Genomic DNA, 13,578 nt, shown 5'->3' with positions numbered 1-13,578 from the left:
GAAACGGGTTTACTGGCAGCTGACGCCGGTGGCCATGTGGCCATCGGGCGTTAGCGTCACCGTACAGCTGCCGATGGTGGTCGGCATTTTGGACGCGATCATGATGGCGGTCGCGTCATAGGCGCAGGCCATCCACAGGTTCTGGGTCTGCGCCGGGGTGAATTTCCAGGTCAGGGCGGCACGGGTCTGGCCGGCCGGGGGCAGGGGTGGTTGGCCGTTGGGCTCCCCATTCCAGAACAGGATGGCGACCAGCGGCAGGGGCATGGGGCTGCCATCCGGCGCCTTGGGCGGGTTGTCGTCCTGATAGGCCTTGAAGCCGGACGGCACGTCCTTGACCGTCTCGGTAACCGGCAGGGTCTTGGGGCACTGCGGTATCGGTTCGGCGGCGGCGCCGGCGGCGATGGCCAGGGTGGACAGAGCGAGCACGCTGCTGATCAGAGTCTTTTTCATCTTCCCTCACTCGGGGCTCGTGTGGTGGGGCGTCGGTGAAACGCCCGCAATGAACTTAGATCCCTGAAGCCTCCTGACGTACAGCGGCAAACTGCCTCGGGTGGGCGCCTTCCTACCCGAAACTCTTCACCAGGCTGCCGACGATCAGGTACCAGCCGTCCACCAGCACGAAGAAGATGATCTTGAACGGCAATGAGATCATGGCCGGGGGCAGCATCATCATGCCCATGGACTGCAGCACCGACGACACCACCATGTCGATGACCAGGAAGGGCACGAACACCAGGAAGCCGATCTCGAACGAGCGCTTGAGTTCCGAGATCATGAAGGCCGGGATGACCACCTGGATGGGCAGGGCCTGGGGTGTGGTCACCTTGTCGATCTTGGCGATATCGACGAACAGCTGAAGGTCGCGGTCGCGCGTGTGCTTCAGCATGAATTCCTGGAAGGGCACGACGGCCGCCTTCAGGCCCGTCAGTTCATCCACCTGCTCATCGATCATGGGCTTGATGCCGGCGTCGTAGGAGGCCTGGAAGGTCGGCGCCATGATGAAGAAGGTGAGGAACATCGCCAGGCTCAGCATCACCTGGTTGGGCGGCACCTGCTGCGTGCCCATGGCGGAGCGCAGGAAACCCAGCACGATGATGATGCGCACGAAGCAGGTCATCATCACCAGCAGGCTGGGCGCCACCGACAGCACCGTCATCAGCACCACCAGCTGGATGATGCGGTTGGTGGAACTGCCGCCTGAGGAGCCCAGATCCAGGTTCAGGCTTTGGGCATAGGCGCCCTGGGCCAACAGGCAGGCGGCCACCGTCAGCAGCACGGCCAGCAGCGGCGTGCCCCAGCGGAACAGGCGCGATTGCGGCCTGGGAACGGGGGCGGGAACGGGTGTCGTCATAACTCGGGTCCCCGGGCGGGTGCCGACGGGGCGGCGGCCTCGTTCAGGACGGTTTCGAAACTGGGCACTGGGGTGGCTGGCCGGTTCGGCCATATGGGACCTTCCAGGTGCAGGTCCTGGGTGCCGCCCAGCAAAAGCAAGTGCTCCGCCCCATCACGCCGGATCAGCACCAGGCGGCGGCGTGGGTCCAGCGCCATGGCCTCCACCACCCCCAGGCGGCGTTCCGAGCGGCCTTGCAGGCGCAGCAGCGCGCCACCCCCGAACCGGCGGACCAGCCAACCGGTGACCAGGATGAAGCCCAGCACCAGGGCCAGCATCAGCACGGCGTAGACGTAATAGGCAGCGGAATTCATGAGGGCGGTGTTTTTTCTTCCAGGGAAACCGGAACGGGCAGGGGGAAGGACTGACTGAAGGCGTCAGACGATATCCGGATCCTCGCCCCGGCGATAGGCCGCCGCCGCGCGGCCCACCGTGGACTTGGCCTGCGTCGTGTCGTTCGACCGTTTCACCACATTCTCCAGCCGCTCCAGCGCCGCCAGCACGTCTTCCAGTCGGGGCAAGAAGGCCCTTGCTTCCTGCGGTGGCAGTTGGACAACTGCATTGCATAATGCAGTAGCCTCATCTTCCAGGCCGGTGAATTCCACCGTGTCGCCGGCGGCCACCAGGTCGGCGGTCTGTCGCAGGATGGACAGCAGGCCGTCCAGGGCGCCGGACAGGGCTTCGGCTTCGGGGGAAAGGGGGGGCGTGCTCATCGTACGGGCGGGGTCCCAAAGGGCGTTGAACCGGGCGTCGGACCAGTCGCCGGACCGGTCGTCGAACCATAGGGGGCGGGGCCTTGCGGGGCCTGGCCCGGGGCGGTGCCGCTGCTCAGGCGGCCGTTGGCACGGTATACGTGGGCCAGGATTTCCGCCACCGCCGCCAGCGCCTCAATGGGGATTTCGCTGTCGATATCGATCACCGACAGGATTTCCGCCAGATCCGCATCCTGGCGCACCTTGACGCCGTTGGCGAAGGCCAGTTCCAGGATCTGTTCGGCCACAGCACCCTGGCCGGTGGCGACGATGCGGGGCAGGCCCGCCGCCACGTGCTGCAGGGCCACCGCCACCTGGCGCTTGGGCTGGTCGCTGTTATCGTCGGCGGGGGCCAAGGGCGGTTGCTTCCTTTGGGCTATGGCGGCCGGGCGCCCTTGGTTGAATGTCCGGCCACGGTGCCCATATGGGGTTTCAGATGGCTATGCATCGCAGGGGCCAGCGTATCGCCAACGCCCTGGTTGACGCAAATGGCGAGAAATCGACGCATGAAAAATGCATGGATCCGGTGCCGATTTGTCAGCCACTCCGCGGCATGATTCCCGGCGGGGCCCGGCGGCCAGGCAAAAAATGCTGGAATCCCATTCGGTTTAGAGCGATTCTCCGCCCCATGGCTTGCAGATTGCATAGACCATTGCGGAGACGGTACCTACCACCACGGATGCCTGGGCCTGTCCCTTCGGGGGCGACGACGCGGATTTTCCCGGTTTTCTTGGGCCCTAAGGGGTAAGGCAGAGCGCGATCATGGATCTGAACAACCTGGGCATATTCCGGTTGCTGTCGGACAAGATGGCTTGGGACAACCAGCGCCAGGAGGTGCTGGCCAAGAACGTCTCCAACTCCGACACGCCCAATTACCAGGCGCAGGATCTGGTGCCCTTCGACTTCAAGCATGAGATGCGGGAGATGGGGCATTTGGGCCTGGTGTCGACCGACCCCGCCCATCTGGCCGCCAGCACCACGGGCAAGGCCGGTTTCCGCGCGGACAAGGAACGTACGGCCTATGAGACCTCTCCCACCGGCAACGCGGTGGTGATTGAGGATCAGATGAACAAGATCGGCCAGAACTCCATCGACTTCCAGACGCTTACCAACCTGTACCGCAAGCAGATCGGCATGCTGAAGACGGCGTTGGGCAAGGGTAGCGGGACTTGATGGCTCCGCCCGGTTTGCCGGGCGGGTTTATGGTTAACGTCTTCTTGATGTTTGGCGTGGTATCAGGTGTCCCCAAGGTTGGGGCGCAGGTTTGAAAAGGACGGGTTCCCATGGATTTGATGAACGCCCTGTCGTTGTCCACCGCCGGCATGAAGGCGCAGGGCACCCGTCTGCGCGTCATCGCGGAGAACCTGGCCAACACCGACAGCACGGCCGCCAGCCCCGGCGACCTGCCGTACCGCCGCAAGGTGGTGCTGTTCGCCAACACCTTGGACAAGTCGCTGGGCATCGACACCGTCAACATCAAGAAGGTCGATGTCGACCGCGGTGATTTCCAGCGCAAGTTCGACCCCGGCCACCCCAGCGCCGACGCCGACGGCTACGTGCTGATGCCCAACGTCAACGGCCTGGTGGAATCGATGGACATGCGCGAGGCGCAGCGGTCCTACGAGGCTAACCTGGGCGTCATCGACGCCACCCGCACCATGCTGACCAAGACCATCGACCTGCTGCGCAACTGATCGCCAGCACCTAGGAGACACCCTCGAAGATGGCCATTCCCATTCCCAGCGCGGTCGCCGCCTACGCCAATGCCGCCCGCCAGGGCTCCGGCCCCGGCATGGCCGCGCCCACCAGCGGCCCCAGCTTCGGCGAACTGATGAAGCAGGCGACGGTGGACGCCATCGACACCATGCACCAGGGTGAGCGGATGACCGCCGCCGGCGTGATCGGCAAGGCGGACCTGACCGACGTGGTCAACGCCGTCAGCAACGCTGAAGTGACCTTGCAGGCCGTGACCGCCGTGCGCGACAAGGTCGTCTCCGCCTATCAGGAAATCATGCGCATGCCCATGTGAGGGCGGCGACATGAGGTATCACCTCATGTCGCTGTAGGCCCCGACTGGGGCCGCCGGACCTTTCCGGGGAACGAAGTGGACCGGAAAGGGAGGATGAGCCAAGCCAGCGGATGCTGGCGCCCGGCGTTTGAGGGCGTGTTAGGGGAAAACCCTGGTCGCAAGGGCGTTCGAAGGGCTAAGCTCGCCTCGCGAAGGGGGGCTTAGCCCTTTTGCTTTTCGGATGGCGCTATGAACGAACAGGAAGTCATCGAGATCGTGCGCCAGTCGCTGCTGACGGTCATCATCGTCAGCGGGCCCATCATGGCGGTGTCCATGGTGGTGGGCCTGACCATCTCGCTGTTCCAGGCGCTGACGCAGATCCAGGAACAGACCCTGACCTTCGTGCCCAAGATCATCGCCATGTTCGTGGCCCTGGTGTTCTTCGCCCCCTTCATGATGAGCCACATGATCAGCTTCACGGAAAGCGTCATGGACAAGATCGTGGGCGTCGGGTCGGGCGACGACTGATGCTGCAAACCATCCTGGTCGGGCAGTTCTACACCCACATGATGGTGTTCGTCCGGCTGGGGGCGGCTTTCCTGGTCATGCCCACGGTGGGCGAAACCTTCGTGTCCACGCGCATCCGCCTGCTGTTCGGCCTGATGGTCGCCATTGCGGCCATGCCGGCGGTGGCGGGCCTGCTGCCGCCGCCGCCGTCCCAGCCCGCCGACCTGGCCGTGCTGGTGATCGGGGAGGTGTTGATCGGCCTGTTCGTCGGCACCATTGCGCGCATGATGATGGCGGCGTTGGAAACGGCGGGCAGCATCATCGCCAACCAGGTGGGCCTCAGTTCCGCCCAGGCCTTCAACCCTGCCGCGTCGCAGCAGACGACGGTGGTGAACTCCGTCCTGGGCATCCTGGGCATCCTGCTGCTGTTCACCACCGACATGCACCACATGCTGATCCTGGCGGCGGTGCACAGCTACACCCTGTTCCCGCCGGGTGCCGCCCTGCCGCTGGGTGATTTCACCGAGCACATGACCCGGATATTCACCGAAAGTTTCACCATCGGGTTGCAGATGTCGGCGCCCTTCGTGGTGATTGGCCTGCTGTTCTTCCTGGGCATGGGGCTGGTGTCGCGGCTGGTGCCGCAGGTCCAGGTGTTCTTCCTGACCCAGCCGTTGCAGATCGGGCTGGGCCTGCTGCTGCTGGGCAGCAGCCTGTCGGGGCTGATGGTCTATTGGCTGAAATCCTTCCAGGGGCAGATGCTGCCCTTCCTGTCGTGACGCGGCGGCGGGAGGATTAGGGGTGGCTGAAGACCAGGATCCAGATTCCAAAACAGAAGACCCTACCGGAAAACGGCTGTCGGAAGCGCGCGACAAGGGCCAGGTGGCCAAGTCGCAGGAAATGCCGCACCTGTTCATGCTGGGGGCCGCCCTGGTGTTGGTGATGGGGGTGCTGCCCTGGTCCTTCCACCGCATCCAGGCGGTGCTGGAGCCTTTCGTGGAACGGCCGGAGACCATGCCGGTGGACCGCGCCGGCCTGGGCCACCTGCTGGTGGCCCTGCTGCTGGAGGTGGGGCTGTCCATGTCGGTGCCCCTGGTCATCCTGGTCATCGCCGCCTTCCTGGCATCCTTCCTTCAGGTCGGCTTCATCTTCAGCACGGAACGGCTGTTCAACTTCGACCTCAACCGCTTCAATCCAGTTGAGAATTTGTTGAACAAGTTCAAGGGCCGCAACCTGGTCGACTTTGCCAAGTCGCTGATGAAGCTGGCGGTGGTGTCGGTCATCGTGCTGCCGGCCCTGTTTCCGCTGGGCGGCGCGGTGGAGCATTTCATCGGCATGTCGCTGATGGGGCTGGTGGGCGAGACCAAGACCCAGGCGGCCGGCCTGATCTTCCGCGTCATGATCGCGCTGGGCCTGCTGGCCGGCGGCGACTGGTGGTACCAGCGCTGGAAGTTCAATCAAGACATGCGCATGACCAAGCAGGAAGTGAAGGACGAGCACAAGCAGTCCGAAGGCGACCCGCTGATCAAGGGCAAGATCCGCCAGTTGCGCATGCAGCGCGCCCGCAGCCGCATGATGGAGAACGTGCCCAAGGCCGACGTGGTGGTGACCAACCCCACCCACTACGCCATCGCGCTGAAATACGATCCCGCGTCCATGGGTGCGCCCATGGTGATCGCCAAGGGCGTCGATTTCATCGCGGCCCGCATCCGTGAAATGGCGGAGGAGCACGGCATTCCCCTGGTGCCCAACCCGCCGTTGGCCCGCGCCCTCTACGCCTCGGCCGAGGTGGACCAGGAGATCCCGGCGGAGCATTACAAGGCGGTGGCGCAGGTCATCTCTTATGTCTTCAAGTTGAAGAAGAAGACTTTCCCAAAACGCTGACGCCATTGTGGGTAAGCGCCGCCGCCGCCCGACGGTATACCGCGTCCGGCAGGCCCTGTTTTATTTCGCTCATCCCATCTCGTCCGCCGCCGTTCCCGCTGGTAGGATCAGCGCCTCCTGATTTCGAGGTGCCTGCCGGTGGCCGTTTCCCCCTTCCGCCTTCCGTCCGCCGTCGTTCCCACGCGCCCGCCGCCGGGCCCGGCGTGGGGTGGCCTGGCCGTGGTGGCGGTGGTGCCGCTGGCGCTGGCCGCCGTGTTCGGTGCCGCGGCCGTTGCCTGGTGGGGACGGCCGGACCAGACGCTGCACCTGGCGGCGGCCGGTGCCGCCGGCGCTTTGGCCCTGGTGGCGCTGCTGGGCTTTTCCTGGCACCGCCGCGCGGTGTGCGCCGCCGCCCATGCCACGCTGCTGCAATCCGTGATGGATGGCTTGCCCGAGGCCCTGGCCGTCGCCGGGCCCGAGGGCACGCTGCTGGCCGCCAACAGCGCCTTCATGGCGCTGTCCGCGACGACCACGGAGACGCGGGTCGCCGAAATCCTGGCCAGCCATTGCCGCGAGGGGGCGGACACCCTGCGCCTGCGCGACCTGGATGCCGCCGTGCGTCGAGGCGAGGGGGGCGAGGCCTTCGTCTTTTTCGTCGATGACACGCTGGGCACGGCCACCCGGGTTCCCGGCAGCGGACCAGGCCGTGCGGCGCCACGCCTGGTCTCGGCCCGGCCTATCGCAGGGGGCGAGGCGGGCGTCCTCGTGGAATGGCGGGTGCGCAGCGCCGCCGCGCCGGCGGCCGGCATCCATCCCTGGCGTGATTTATGGGATTTGGCGCCCCTGGGCGTGCTGCTGGTGGATGGCGCCGGTGCCCTGCTGCGCGTGAACCTGACCTTGGCCGACTGGCTGGGCCACACCCGCGAGATGCTGGAGGATGGCAGCCGCCATCTGCGCGACCTGATGGCGGCCCCGCCGCCCGGCGACCTATTCCCCGAGCGTCTGGCCGGCATGGCGGAGGTGGCGCTGGCCGCCGCCCGGGCGGCACCCTTGCGTGCCAGCGTGCTGCACGTGGCGCCGTCCTCCGGCGGCACGCTGCTGTTCCTGGGGGATCTCACGCGCGAGGCCGCGCGGGAGGAGGAGTTGCACCGGGTGGAGCAACGCTTCCAGCGCTTCTTCCAGTTCGCGCCCACCGGTTTCGCCTTCCTGGACGGGGAATTCCGCCTGGTGGAATGCAACCCCACCTTCCTGGCCATGGCGGGTGCCGGCATGGCCGACGTGCAGGGGCAGTCCATCGCCAGCCTGTTCCAGAAGGAACACCGCGCCAACCTGCTAGCCCGTTTGGGCGAGGTGCTGGATGGCCGCCCGCCCGTCGCCGGCACGCCGGTGGAGGCGCGGCTGGGGGGTGCCGCCGGCCCGGTGGTGCACGTCTATTCCCGCCGCTTCGATGGTGAGGGCGACGGGGATGAGCGCGGCCTGATCCTGCATCTGGTGGACATGACCACCCAGAAGAACCTGGAGGCGCAGTTCGTCCAGTCACAGAAGATGCAGGCCATCGGCCAGCTGGCCGGCGGCGTGGCCCACGACTTCAACAACCTGCTGACCGCCATGATCGGCTTCTGCGACCTGCTGCTGCTGCGGCACAAGCCGGGCGACCAGTCGTTCAGCGACATCATGCAGATCAAGCAGAACGCCAACCGCGCCGCCAACCTGGTGCGCCAGCTGCTGGCCTTCTCGCGCCAGCAGACCTTGCAGCCCCGGGTGCTCAGCATCACCGACGTGCTGGCGGAGCTGTCCAACCTGCTGCGCCGTCTGATCGGCGAGAATATCGAGCTGCGCATGCTGCACGGCCGCGATACCGGCCTGGTGCGGGTGGACCAGGGGCAGCTGGAACAGGTGATCATCAACCTGGCGGTCAACGCCCGCGATGCCATGCCCAAGGGCGGGCGCCTGACCATCATCACCGGCAACCTGCACACCACCGAACCCATCCGCCATGAGACGGAGGAGATGCCGCCCGGCGACTATGTGGTGGTGGAGGTGATCGACACCGGCATCGGCATCCCGCCGGAAAACCTGCAACGCATCTTCGAGCCGTTCTTCTCCACCAAGGAGGTGGGGTCCGGCACCGGCCTGGGCCTGTCCACCGTCTACGGCATCGTGCGCCAGACCGGCGGCTTCGTCTTCGTGGAAAGCCGCCCGGGGGAGGGGGCCAAGTTCTCCATCCACCTGCCGCGCCTGGATGAGGCGGCGCTGGCCCAGGCCGCCCCGGCGGAGGAATCCCGGGATCGCGCCCCGGCCGATCTGACCGGCATGGGTACCATCCTGCTGGTGGAGGATGAGGACGCCGTGCGTGTCTTCGGCGCCCGCGCCCTGCGCAACAAGGGCTATACCGTGCTGGAGGCGCGCAGCGGGGAAGAGGCGCTGGATCTGCTGCAGGGGGACCAGGGGGGCAGCGTGGACCTGATCGTCAGCGATGTGGTCATGCCCCAGATGGACGGCCCCACCATGATAGACCAGGTGCGCCGCTTCCGCCCCGACGTGAAGGTCGTCTTCATCTCCGGCTACGCCGAGGATCGCTTCCGCCACTCGCTCAAGGATGGCGCCGTGGTCGACTTCCTGCCCAAACCCTTCAGCCTGAAACAGCTGGCCGCCAAGGTGAAGGAAGTGATGGAGGGGGCGCCGCGCACGGGGGCGTGAGGCCGATCCAGGGATTTGGACTCGGGGCACATATTGGAGCGAAGCGACTAGGCCGCGACCGCGGCCGCCGCAGCATTTCGGGGAGCGTGAGCGGACTGAAATGCCAGGAAGCCAAGGGCCGGATGGCCCGCCCGGCGTTTGAGGGCACCATAACAAGAACAAAAAAGAACAAATCGCCAACAAATCTTCTTTTCAGACGAGAACAGACCATGTACGGTTTCCCCCATCACCGCCGTTGAACGCCCGTTGGCCGTATGCGACAAGAGGGGGACAGCAAGATGTCGGCACCACTTCGTCTGGTAGAAACACCCATGGATAAGCAAAAGGCCCTCGACGCCGCTCTCGGCCAGATCGAACGCGCGTTCGGCAAGGGTTCCATCATGAAGCTCGGCGCCAAGGAGGCGTCGATGGAAGTGGACGCCATTTCCACCGGTTCGCTGGGGCTGGATATCGCGCTGGGCATCGGCGGTTTGCCGCGCGGCCGTATCGTCGAAATCTACGGGCCGGAAAGCTCGGGCAAGACGACGCTGGCGCTGCACGCCATCGCCGAAGCCCAGAAGAGCGGCGGCACCTGCGCCTTCGTCGATGCCGAACACGCGCTGGACCCCTCCTACGCCCGCAAGCTGGGCGTGAACGTGGAAGAACTGCTGATCTCCCAGCCCGACGCCGGTGAACAGGCGCTGGAAATCACCGATACGCTGGTGCGCTCCGGCGCCATCGACGTGCTGGTGGTGGACTCGGTGGCGGCGCTTGGTGCCGCGCGCCGAGCTGGAAGGCGAGATGGGCGACAGCCACGTCGGCCTGCAGGCCCGCCTGATGAGCCAGGCGCTGCGCAAGCTGACCTCATCCATCTCCAAGTCGAACTGCCTGGTGATCTTCATCAACCAGATCCGCCTGAAGATCGGCGTGATGTTCGGCAACCCGGAAACCACCACCGGCGGCAACGCGCTGAAGTTCTACGCCTCCATCCGCCTGGACATCCGCCGCATCGGCGCGATCAAGGACCGCGACAACGTCGTCGGCAACCAGACCCGTGTGAAGGTGGTGAAGAACAAGCTGGCCCCGCCGTTCCGCGTGGTCGAGTTCGACATCATGTATGGCGAGGGTGTGTCCAAGGTGGGTGAGCTGATCGACCTGGGCATTCAGGCCGGCGTGGTGGAGAAGTCCGGCGCCTGGTTCTCCTACGACGGCCAGCGCGTCGGCCAGGGCCGCGAGAACGCCAAGCAGTTCCTGCGCACCAACGTGGCGGCATGGCCAAGGCCATCGAGGACAAGGTCCGCGCCAACGCCGGCCTGGTCGCCGGCGCCATGATGGTGGGCTCCCCTGAGGCTGAAGGCGACGCCGATAGCCCGGAGTGATGCTCCGGCATCCCAGGGCACGTGATTAAAAGGGAGAGGCGGGCCGGCGACGGTCCGCCTTTTCCATGTCCGCCACTTCCCGTCCCCGCTCTCATTCTTTAGGCGCGGGCCGGTCGGCGCCGGTCGATTTGCCCGGCCGCCGGGCCTATCTTCGGCTGAAAGCCCCCGATGGGGACAAGGTGGGGAGGATGGGATGCGTCTGACCGGGGCCTGGGGTGCCGTCCTGCTGACCGGCCTGGTGATGATGTCGCCGGTGTATGCCCGGACGGACGGCACGGTGGTTACCATCGCCGTCGCTGATTTCGATTTCATCGATTCCTCGGGCGAGGCGAAGGACCAGCAGGCCGCGCATGACGCCCGGCTGGCCGGCCTGAGCCAGGGTTTGCGCGCCGATTTGGGCGCGGCCGCGCGGTATCGGGTGGTGCCGCTGGCCTGCGCCTTGCCTGACTGCCGGGATGGCGACCCCGCGGCGTTGGCGGACGGCGCCCGTCGGGCCGGTGCCCGCCTGTTGTTGCTGGGGGCGGTCCATAAGACCAGCACATTGCTGCTCAGCACCAAGCTGCAACTGCTGGACCTCCAGGCCAACAAGCTGGTGTTTGATCGTTTCCTGTCCTTCCGGGGCGACAACGACGAGGCCTGGCGGCGCATGGAACACTTCATCGCCCGGGATTTGGCGCAGGCCGTGGACGATCTGCCGGCTGACGATAGGCGCCGCTGAACCTATGATGGGCGATGGGTTCGTCTGACGGGGGCGTCGCATGGACAGTTCCTTTCCCGGTGCCGTGCCTGAGATACCGGTGCGCGACCTTGCGGCGGCGGTGGCCTACTACCAGTCCCGCCTGGGCTTCACCCTGGACTGGGGCGGGGGGACAAGTGACGGCATCGCCGGGATTTCCAAGGGGGCGTGCCGCCTGTTCCTGACGGGTACAGGGTTCCGCGAGGCCGCCGGCAATCACGCGCCGGTGGTGGTGTGGCTGAACCTGGACAGCAGGGCGGCGGTGGACACGCTGCATCGGGTGTGGGACGCCGCCCAGGCCCGCATCGTCGATCCGCCGGCGGACAAGCCATGGAAGCTGCGCGAGTTCACGGCGGCCGACCCGGATGGCAATCTGCTGCGCGTCTTTTATGACTTCGGGAACGGTGGTGACGGGGATGCGCCTTAAGGCGGCGTCAACTGGCCCAGCATGGCGCGCACCACCAGGCGGTGGAAGGGCAGGATGGTGGCCAGGTAGGTCCGGCCCAGCAGGTTGTGGGTGCGCACCACCGTGGTGGTGCTGACTTGCCGGCCCTCAGGTGTGGTCGCCACGTCGATCACCGCGCGGAAATCCAGGTGCTTGTCCGGCATGCCCATGATCACGCGGTCGGCCGTGTGGCTGATGAGGGGGAAGATGCCGATCCGAACCTGGCCCTGGGTGCCGCCGGTTTCCGGTGCTTTCAGGCCGAAAGGCCGCACCAGGGTGTTGCGTAGTGCTGTCAGGCGCGCGACCCACGGCGGGGTGGTCGCCATCATGCGCCGGGCGGTGTCCAGCGCGTCCAGTTCCGCCACGGGCGAGGTTGCCGGCAAGGTCAGGCGGAAGGTGTCGGCGAACTGGGCGCCGGGCAGCAGGGCCCAGACATCCGCTGGTGGCGTGACTTCCTGGATGGTCATGATGGCCCTGGACTCCTGAAGACGGGGCGGAGTGTAGGGCGGATCGGGTAAGGCCGAAATCAACTTCGTACGCCCATGTCCGCGTCATGAACAGGCGACGGCGCCACGCCCCTCATCCGTCCGTTTAATTGCAAATTTGGTGGCATTCCCGTATCGTCCATCTGTTCGCATGAATGCGAACATCTCCACGCCCAAAAAGGGAACGGATGATGGTCACGACCACGGGTGCGTCCGCGTCAGGCTATGCCCAGGCCCAAAGCCTGGCCCAATACACGGTCGCGCAGACGGCCCTGTACAACCGCTCCGCCGGTTCTGCTCAAAGCAATTCCCAAACGGTCGCCCAGGCCATGGCCCAGAAGGTCGCCGACGCCCTGTCGTCCGGCGACACGGCCGGCGCCTTGGGTGCCTTCGTTGATGCCAAGACCTTGGCGAAGCTGACCAAGCTGCAGGATGACGCCACCAAGCTGGACAAGCAGATCAAGCAGAAGGCGGCCGACAACGACAAGAAGACCGCGCAGGACAAGGTGGACGATGCCAAGCGCCAGTTGAAGGTGCTGCGCATGCGCGCCCAGTTGGCCGCCGCCATGGGCGACAAGCAGGCCGCAGCCCGCATCGCGCGCGAGGCGGCGGACGTCGCCAAGTCCTTAGGCAGCGCCGCCCAGCAATACGCCGGCGCCGTCAAGGACGGCGCGGCCACGGGCGGCGGCACCGGCGATGCCGCCACCGCATTGTCCAGCGCCAGCAGCGATACCAACCAGATCCAGGCCACGGCCGCCGGCACGACGGCCGCCACCGATACCGCCACCCCCATGGCCAGCACCGATGTCGCCGTGCAAACGGGTGCCGCCGCCGACACTTCTACCGATACATCGCCCGCCGTCTCCACCGACCAACCCGGCATCATCAACGTCTCCGGCAACGGGGACGAGATGGCGGCCCGCAAGGAGCGGCTGGACTTCATGGGCGATGTTCGCGCCACCCTGGACCAGGTCCGCAGCGTCTATAACCAGGCCAAGGGCGTGCTGAACCGCAAGCGCAAGGCCGGGGATCCGCAGGACCCCGACCATACCGACGACGACTTGGCCACCGCCGACAAACAGGTGGACGCCGCCGACCGAGCCCTGGCCCAGGGTACCGACACCGCGTCCGTGCCCACGGCGCCCACCGTCATCGTCACGGGCAACAACACCCTGTTGGTGGTGTGACCGGCCCCGTTGCCGTCACGGGCGGTATCAAGTCAGCCTCCGGAAAATGAACGGAAAGCGGGCGTAGAGGTCGCCGCGCGAGGCCCATCCCATGGACAGCCCCCGCATCCACAGGCTACAAACCCTGTCCCGGGGTCCGCTGCCCCA

General features: G+C 66.1%; 16 protein-coding genes and 1 pseudogene. 11 read left to right on the top strand and 6 right to left on the bottom strand.

What is annotated here, in order from left to right; all coding sequences use genetic code 11:
* Window positions 1-9: 9 nt before the first annotated feature.
* The 5 genes from PW843_16050 to PW843_16030 form a co-directional block, all read right to left on the bottom strand.
* The gene (locus PW843_16050) at window positions 10-450 is read right to left on the bottom strand and encodes a hypothetical protein (protein MDE1148113.1); all 441 of its coding nucleotides are present in this window, start codon (window positions 448-450) and stop codon (window positions 10-12) included.
* A gap of 112 nt (window positions 451-562) precedes the next feature.
* The gene (gene fliP, locus PW843_16045) at window positions 563-1,351 is read right to left on the bottom strand and encodes a flagellar type III secretion system pore protein FliP (protein ID MDE1148112.1); all 789 of its coding nucleotides are present in this window, start codon (window positions 1,349-1,351) and stop codon (window positions 563-565) included.
* Window positions 1,348-1,704, bottom strand: a complete 357-nt coding sequence (locus tag PW843_16040; GenBank protein MDE1148111.1) for a flagellar biosynthetic protein FliO — start codon at window positions 1,702-1,704, stop codon at window positions 1,348-1,350. The genes fliP and PW843_16040 overlap by 4 nt, the downstream gene beginning before the upstream one ends.
* 63 nt (window positions 1,705-1,767) lie before the next feature.
* Window positions 1,768-2,103, bottom strand: coding sequence for a hypothetical protein (locus tag PW843_16035; protein MDE1148110.1), 336 nt, complete (start codon window positions 2,101-2,103; stop codon window positions 1,768-1,770).
* The gene (locus PW843_16030) at window positions 2,100-2,456 is read right to left on the bottom strand and encodes an EscU/YscU/HrcU family type III secretion system export apparatus switch protein (protein MDE1148109.1); all 357 of its coding nucleotides are present in this window, start codon (window positions 2,454-2,456) and stop codon (window positions 2,100-2,102) included. The genes PW843_16035 and PW843_16030 overlap by 4 nt, the downstream gene beginning before the upstream one ends.
* 448 nt (window positions 2,457-2,904) lie before the next feature.
* Here PW843_16030 and flgB point away from each other — a divergent pair, with 448 nt between their 5' ends.
* From flgB to PW843_15980, 10 genes and pseudogenes are all read left to right on the top strand, one after another.
* On the top strand, window positions 2,905-3,315 hold the full coding sequence (gene flgB, locus PW843_16025; protein MDE1148108.1) for a flagellar basal body rod protein FlgB: 411 nt from the start codon (window positions 2,905-2,907) through the stop codon (window positions 3,313-3,315).
* Between the two features lie 110 nt (window positions 3,316-3,425).
* On the top strand, window positions 3,426-3,836 hold the full coding sequence (flgC, locus tag PW843_16020) for a flagellar basal body rod protein FlgC (protein ID MDE1148107.1): 411 nt from the start codon (window positions 3,426-3,428) through the stop codon (window positions 3,834-3,836).
* Between the two features lie 29 nt (window positions 3,837-3,865).
* Window positions 3,866-4,171: a flagellar hook-basal body complex protein FliE gene (gene fliE / locus PW843_16015; protein ID MDE1148106.1), complete on the top strand. Its 306-nt coding sequence runs from the start codon at window positions 3,866-3,868 to the stop codon at window positions 4,169-4,171.
* 228 nt (window positions 4,172-4,399) lie between these two features.
* Window positions 4,400-4,678 carry a flagellar biosynthesis protein FliQ gene (gene fliQ / locus PW843_16010; protein MDE1148105.1) on the top strand — a complete coding sequence of 93 codons (279 nt, stop codon included), beginning with the start codon at window positions 4,400-4,402 and terminating at the stop codon, window positions 4,676-4,678.
* Window positions 4,678-5,436: a flagellar biosynthetic protein FliR gene (gene fliR / locus PW843_16005; GenBank protein MDE1148104.1), complete on the top strand. Its 759-nt coding sequence runs from the start codon at window positions 4,678-4,680 to the stop codon at window positions 5,434-5,436. The genes fliQ and fliR overlap by 1 nt, the downstream gene beginning before the upstream one ends.
* Before the next feature lie 22 nt (window positions 5,437-5,458).
* Entirely contained in the window at window positions 5,459-6,541 is a 1,083-nt protein-coding gene (flhB, locus tag PW843_16000; protein ID MDE1148103.1) for a flagellar biosynthesis protein FlhB, read from the top strand.
* Between the two features lie 138 nt (window positions 6,542-6,679).
* Window positions 6,680-9,220: an ATP-binding protein gene (locus PW843_15995; protein MDE1148102.1), complete on the top strand. Its 2,541-nt coding sequence runs from the start codon at window positions 6,680-6,682 to the stop codon at window positions 9,218-9,220.
* 311 nt (window positions 9,221-9,531) lie between these two features.
* A pseudogene (gene recA / locus PW843_15990) lies at window positions 9,532-10,578 on the top strand (recombinase RecA).
* A gap of 193 nt (window positions 10,579-10,771) precedes the next feature.
* On the top strand, window positions 10,772-11,296 hold the full coding sequence (locus tag PW843_15985; protein ID MDE1148101.1) for a DUF2380 domain-containing protein: 525 nt from the start codon (window positions 10,772-10,774) through the stop codon (window positions 11,294-11,296).
* A 40-nt stretch (window positions 11,297-11,336) separates the two neighbouring features.
* Window positions 11,337-11,741, top strand: a complete 405-nt coding sequence (locus PW843_15980) for a VOC family protein (GenBank protein ID MDE1148100.1) — start codon at window positions 11,337-11,339, stop codon at window positions 11,739-11,741.
* Here PW843_15980 and PW843_15975 read toward each other — a convergent pair.
* Window positions 11,738-12,226, bottom strand: coding sequence for a DUF2867 domain-containing protein (locus tag PW843_15975; GenBank protein ID MDE1148099.1), 489 nt, complete (start codon window positions 12,224-12,226; stop codon window positions 11,738-11,740). The two genes, PW843_15980 and PW843_15975, sit on opposite strands and share 4 nt — an antisense overlap.
* Before the next feature lie 206 nt (window positions 12,227-12,432).
* On the opposite strand from PW843_15975, the gene PW843_15970 reads away from it, so the two are divergent.
* Window positions 12,433-13,431, top strand: a complete 999-nt coding sequence (locus tag PW843_15970; GenBank protein ID MDE1148098.1) for a hypothetical protein — start codon at window positions 12,433-12,435, stop codon at window positions 13,429-13,431.
* Window positions 13,432-13,578: the final 147 nt, after the last annotated feature.

The sequence above is a fragment of the Azospirillaceae bacterium genome (genome assembly GCA_028283825.1).
GTDB lineage: Bacteria > Pseudomonadota > Alphaproteobacteria > Azospirillales > Azospirillaceae > Nitrospirillum.
Note: the sequence above shows the minus strand (reverse complement) of the source record. Positions and strands in the feature narration are given on the sequence as shown.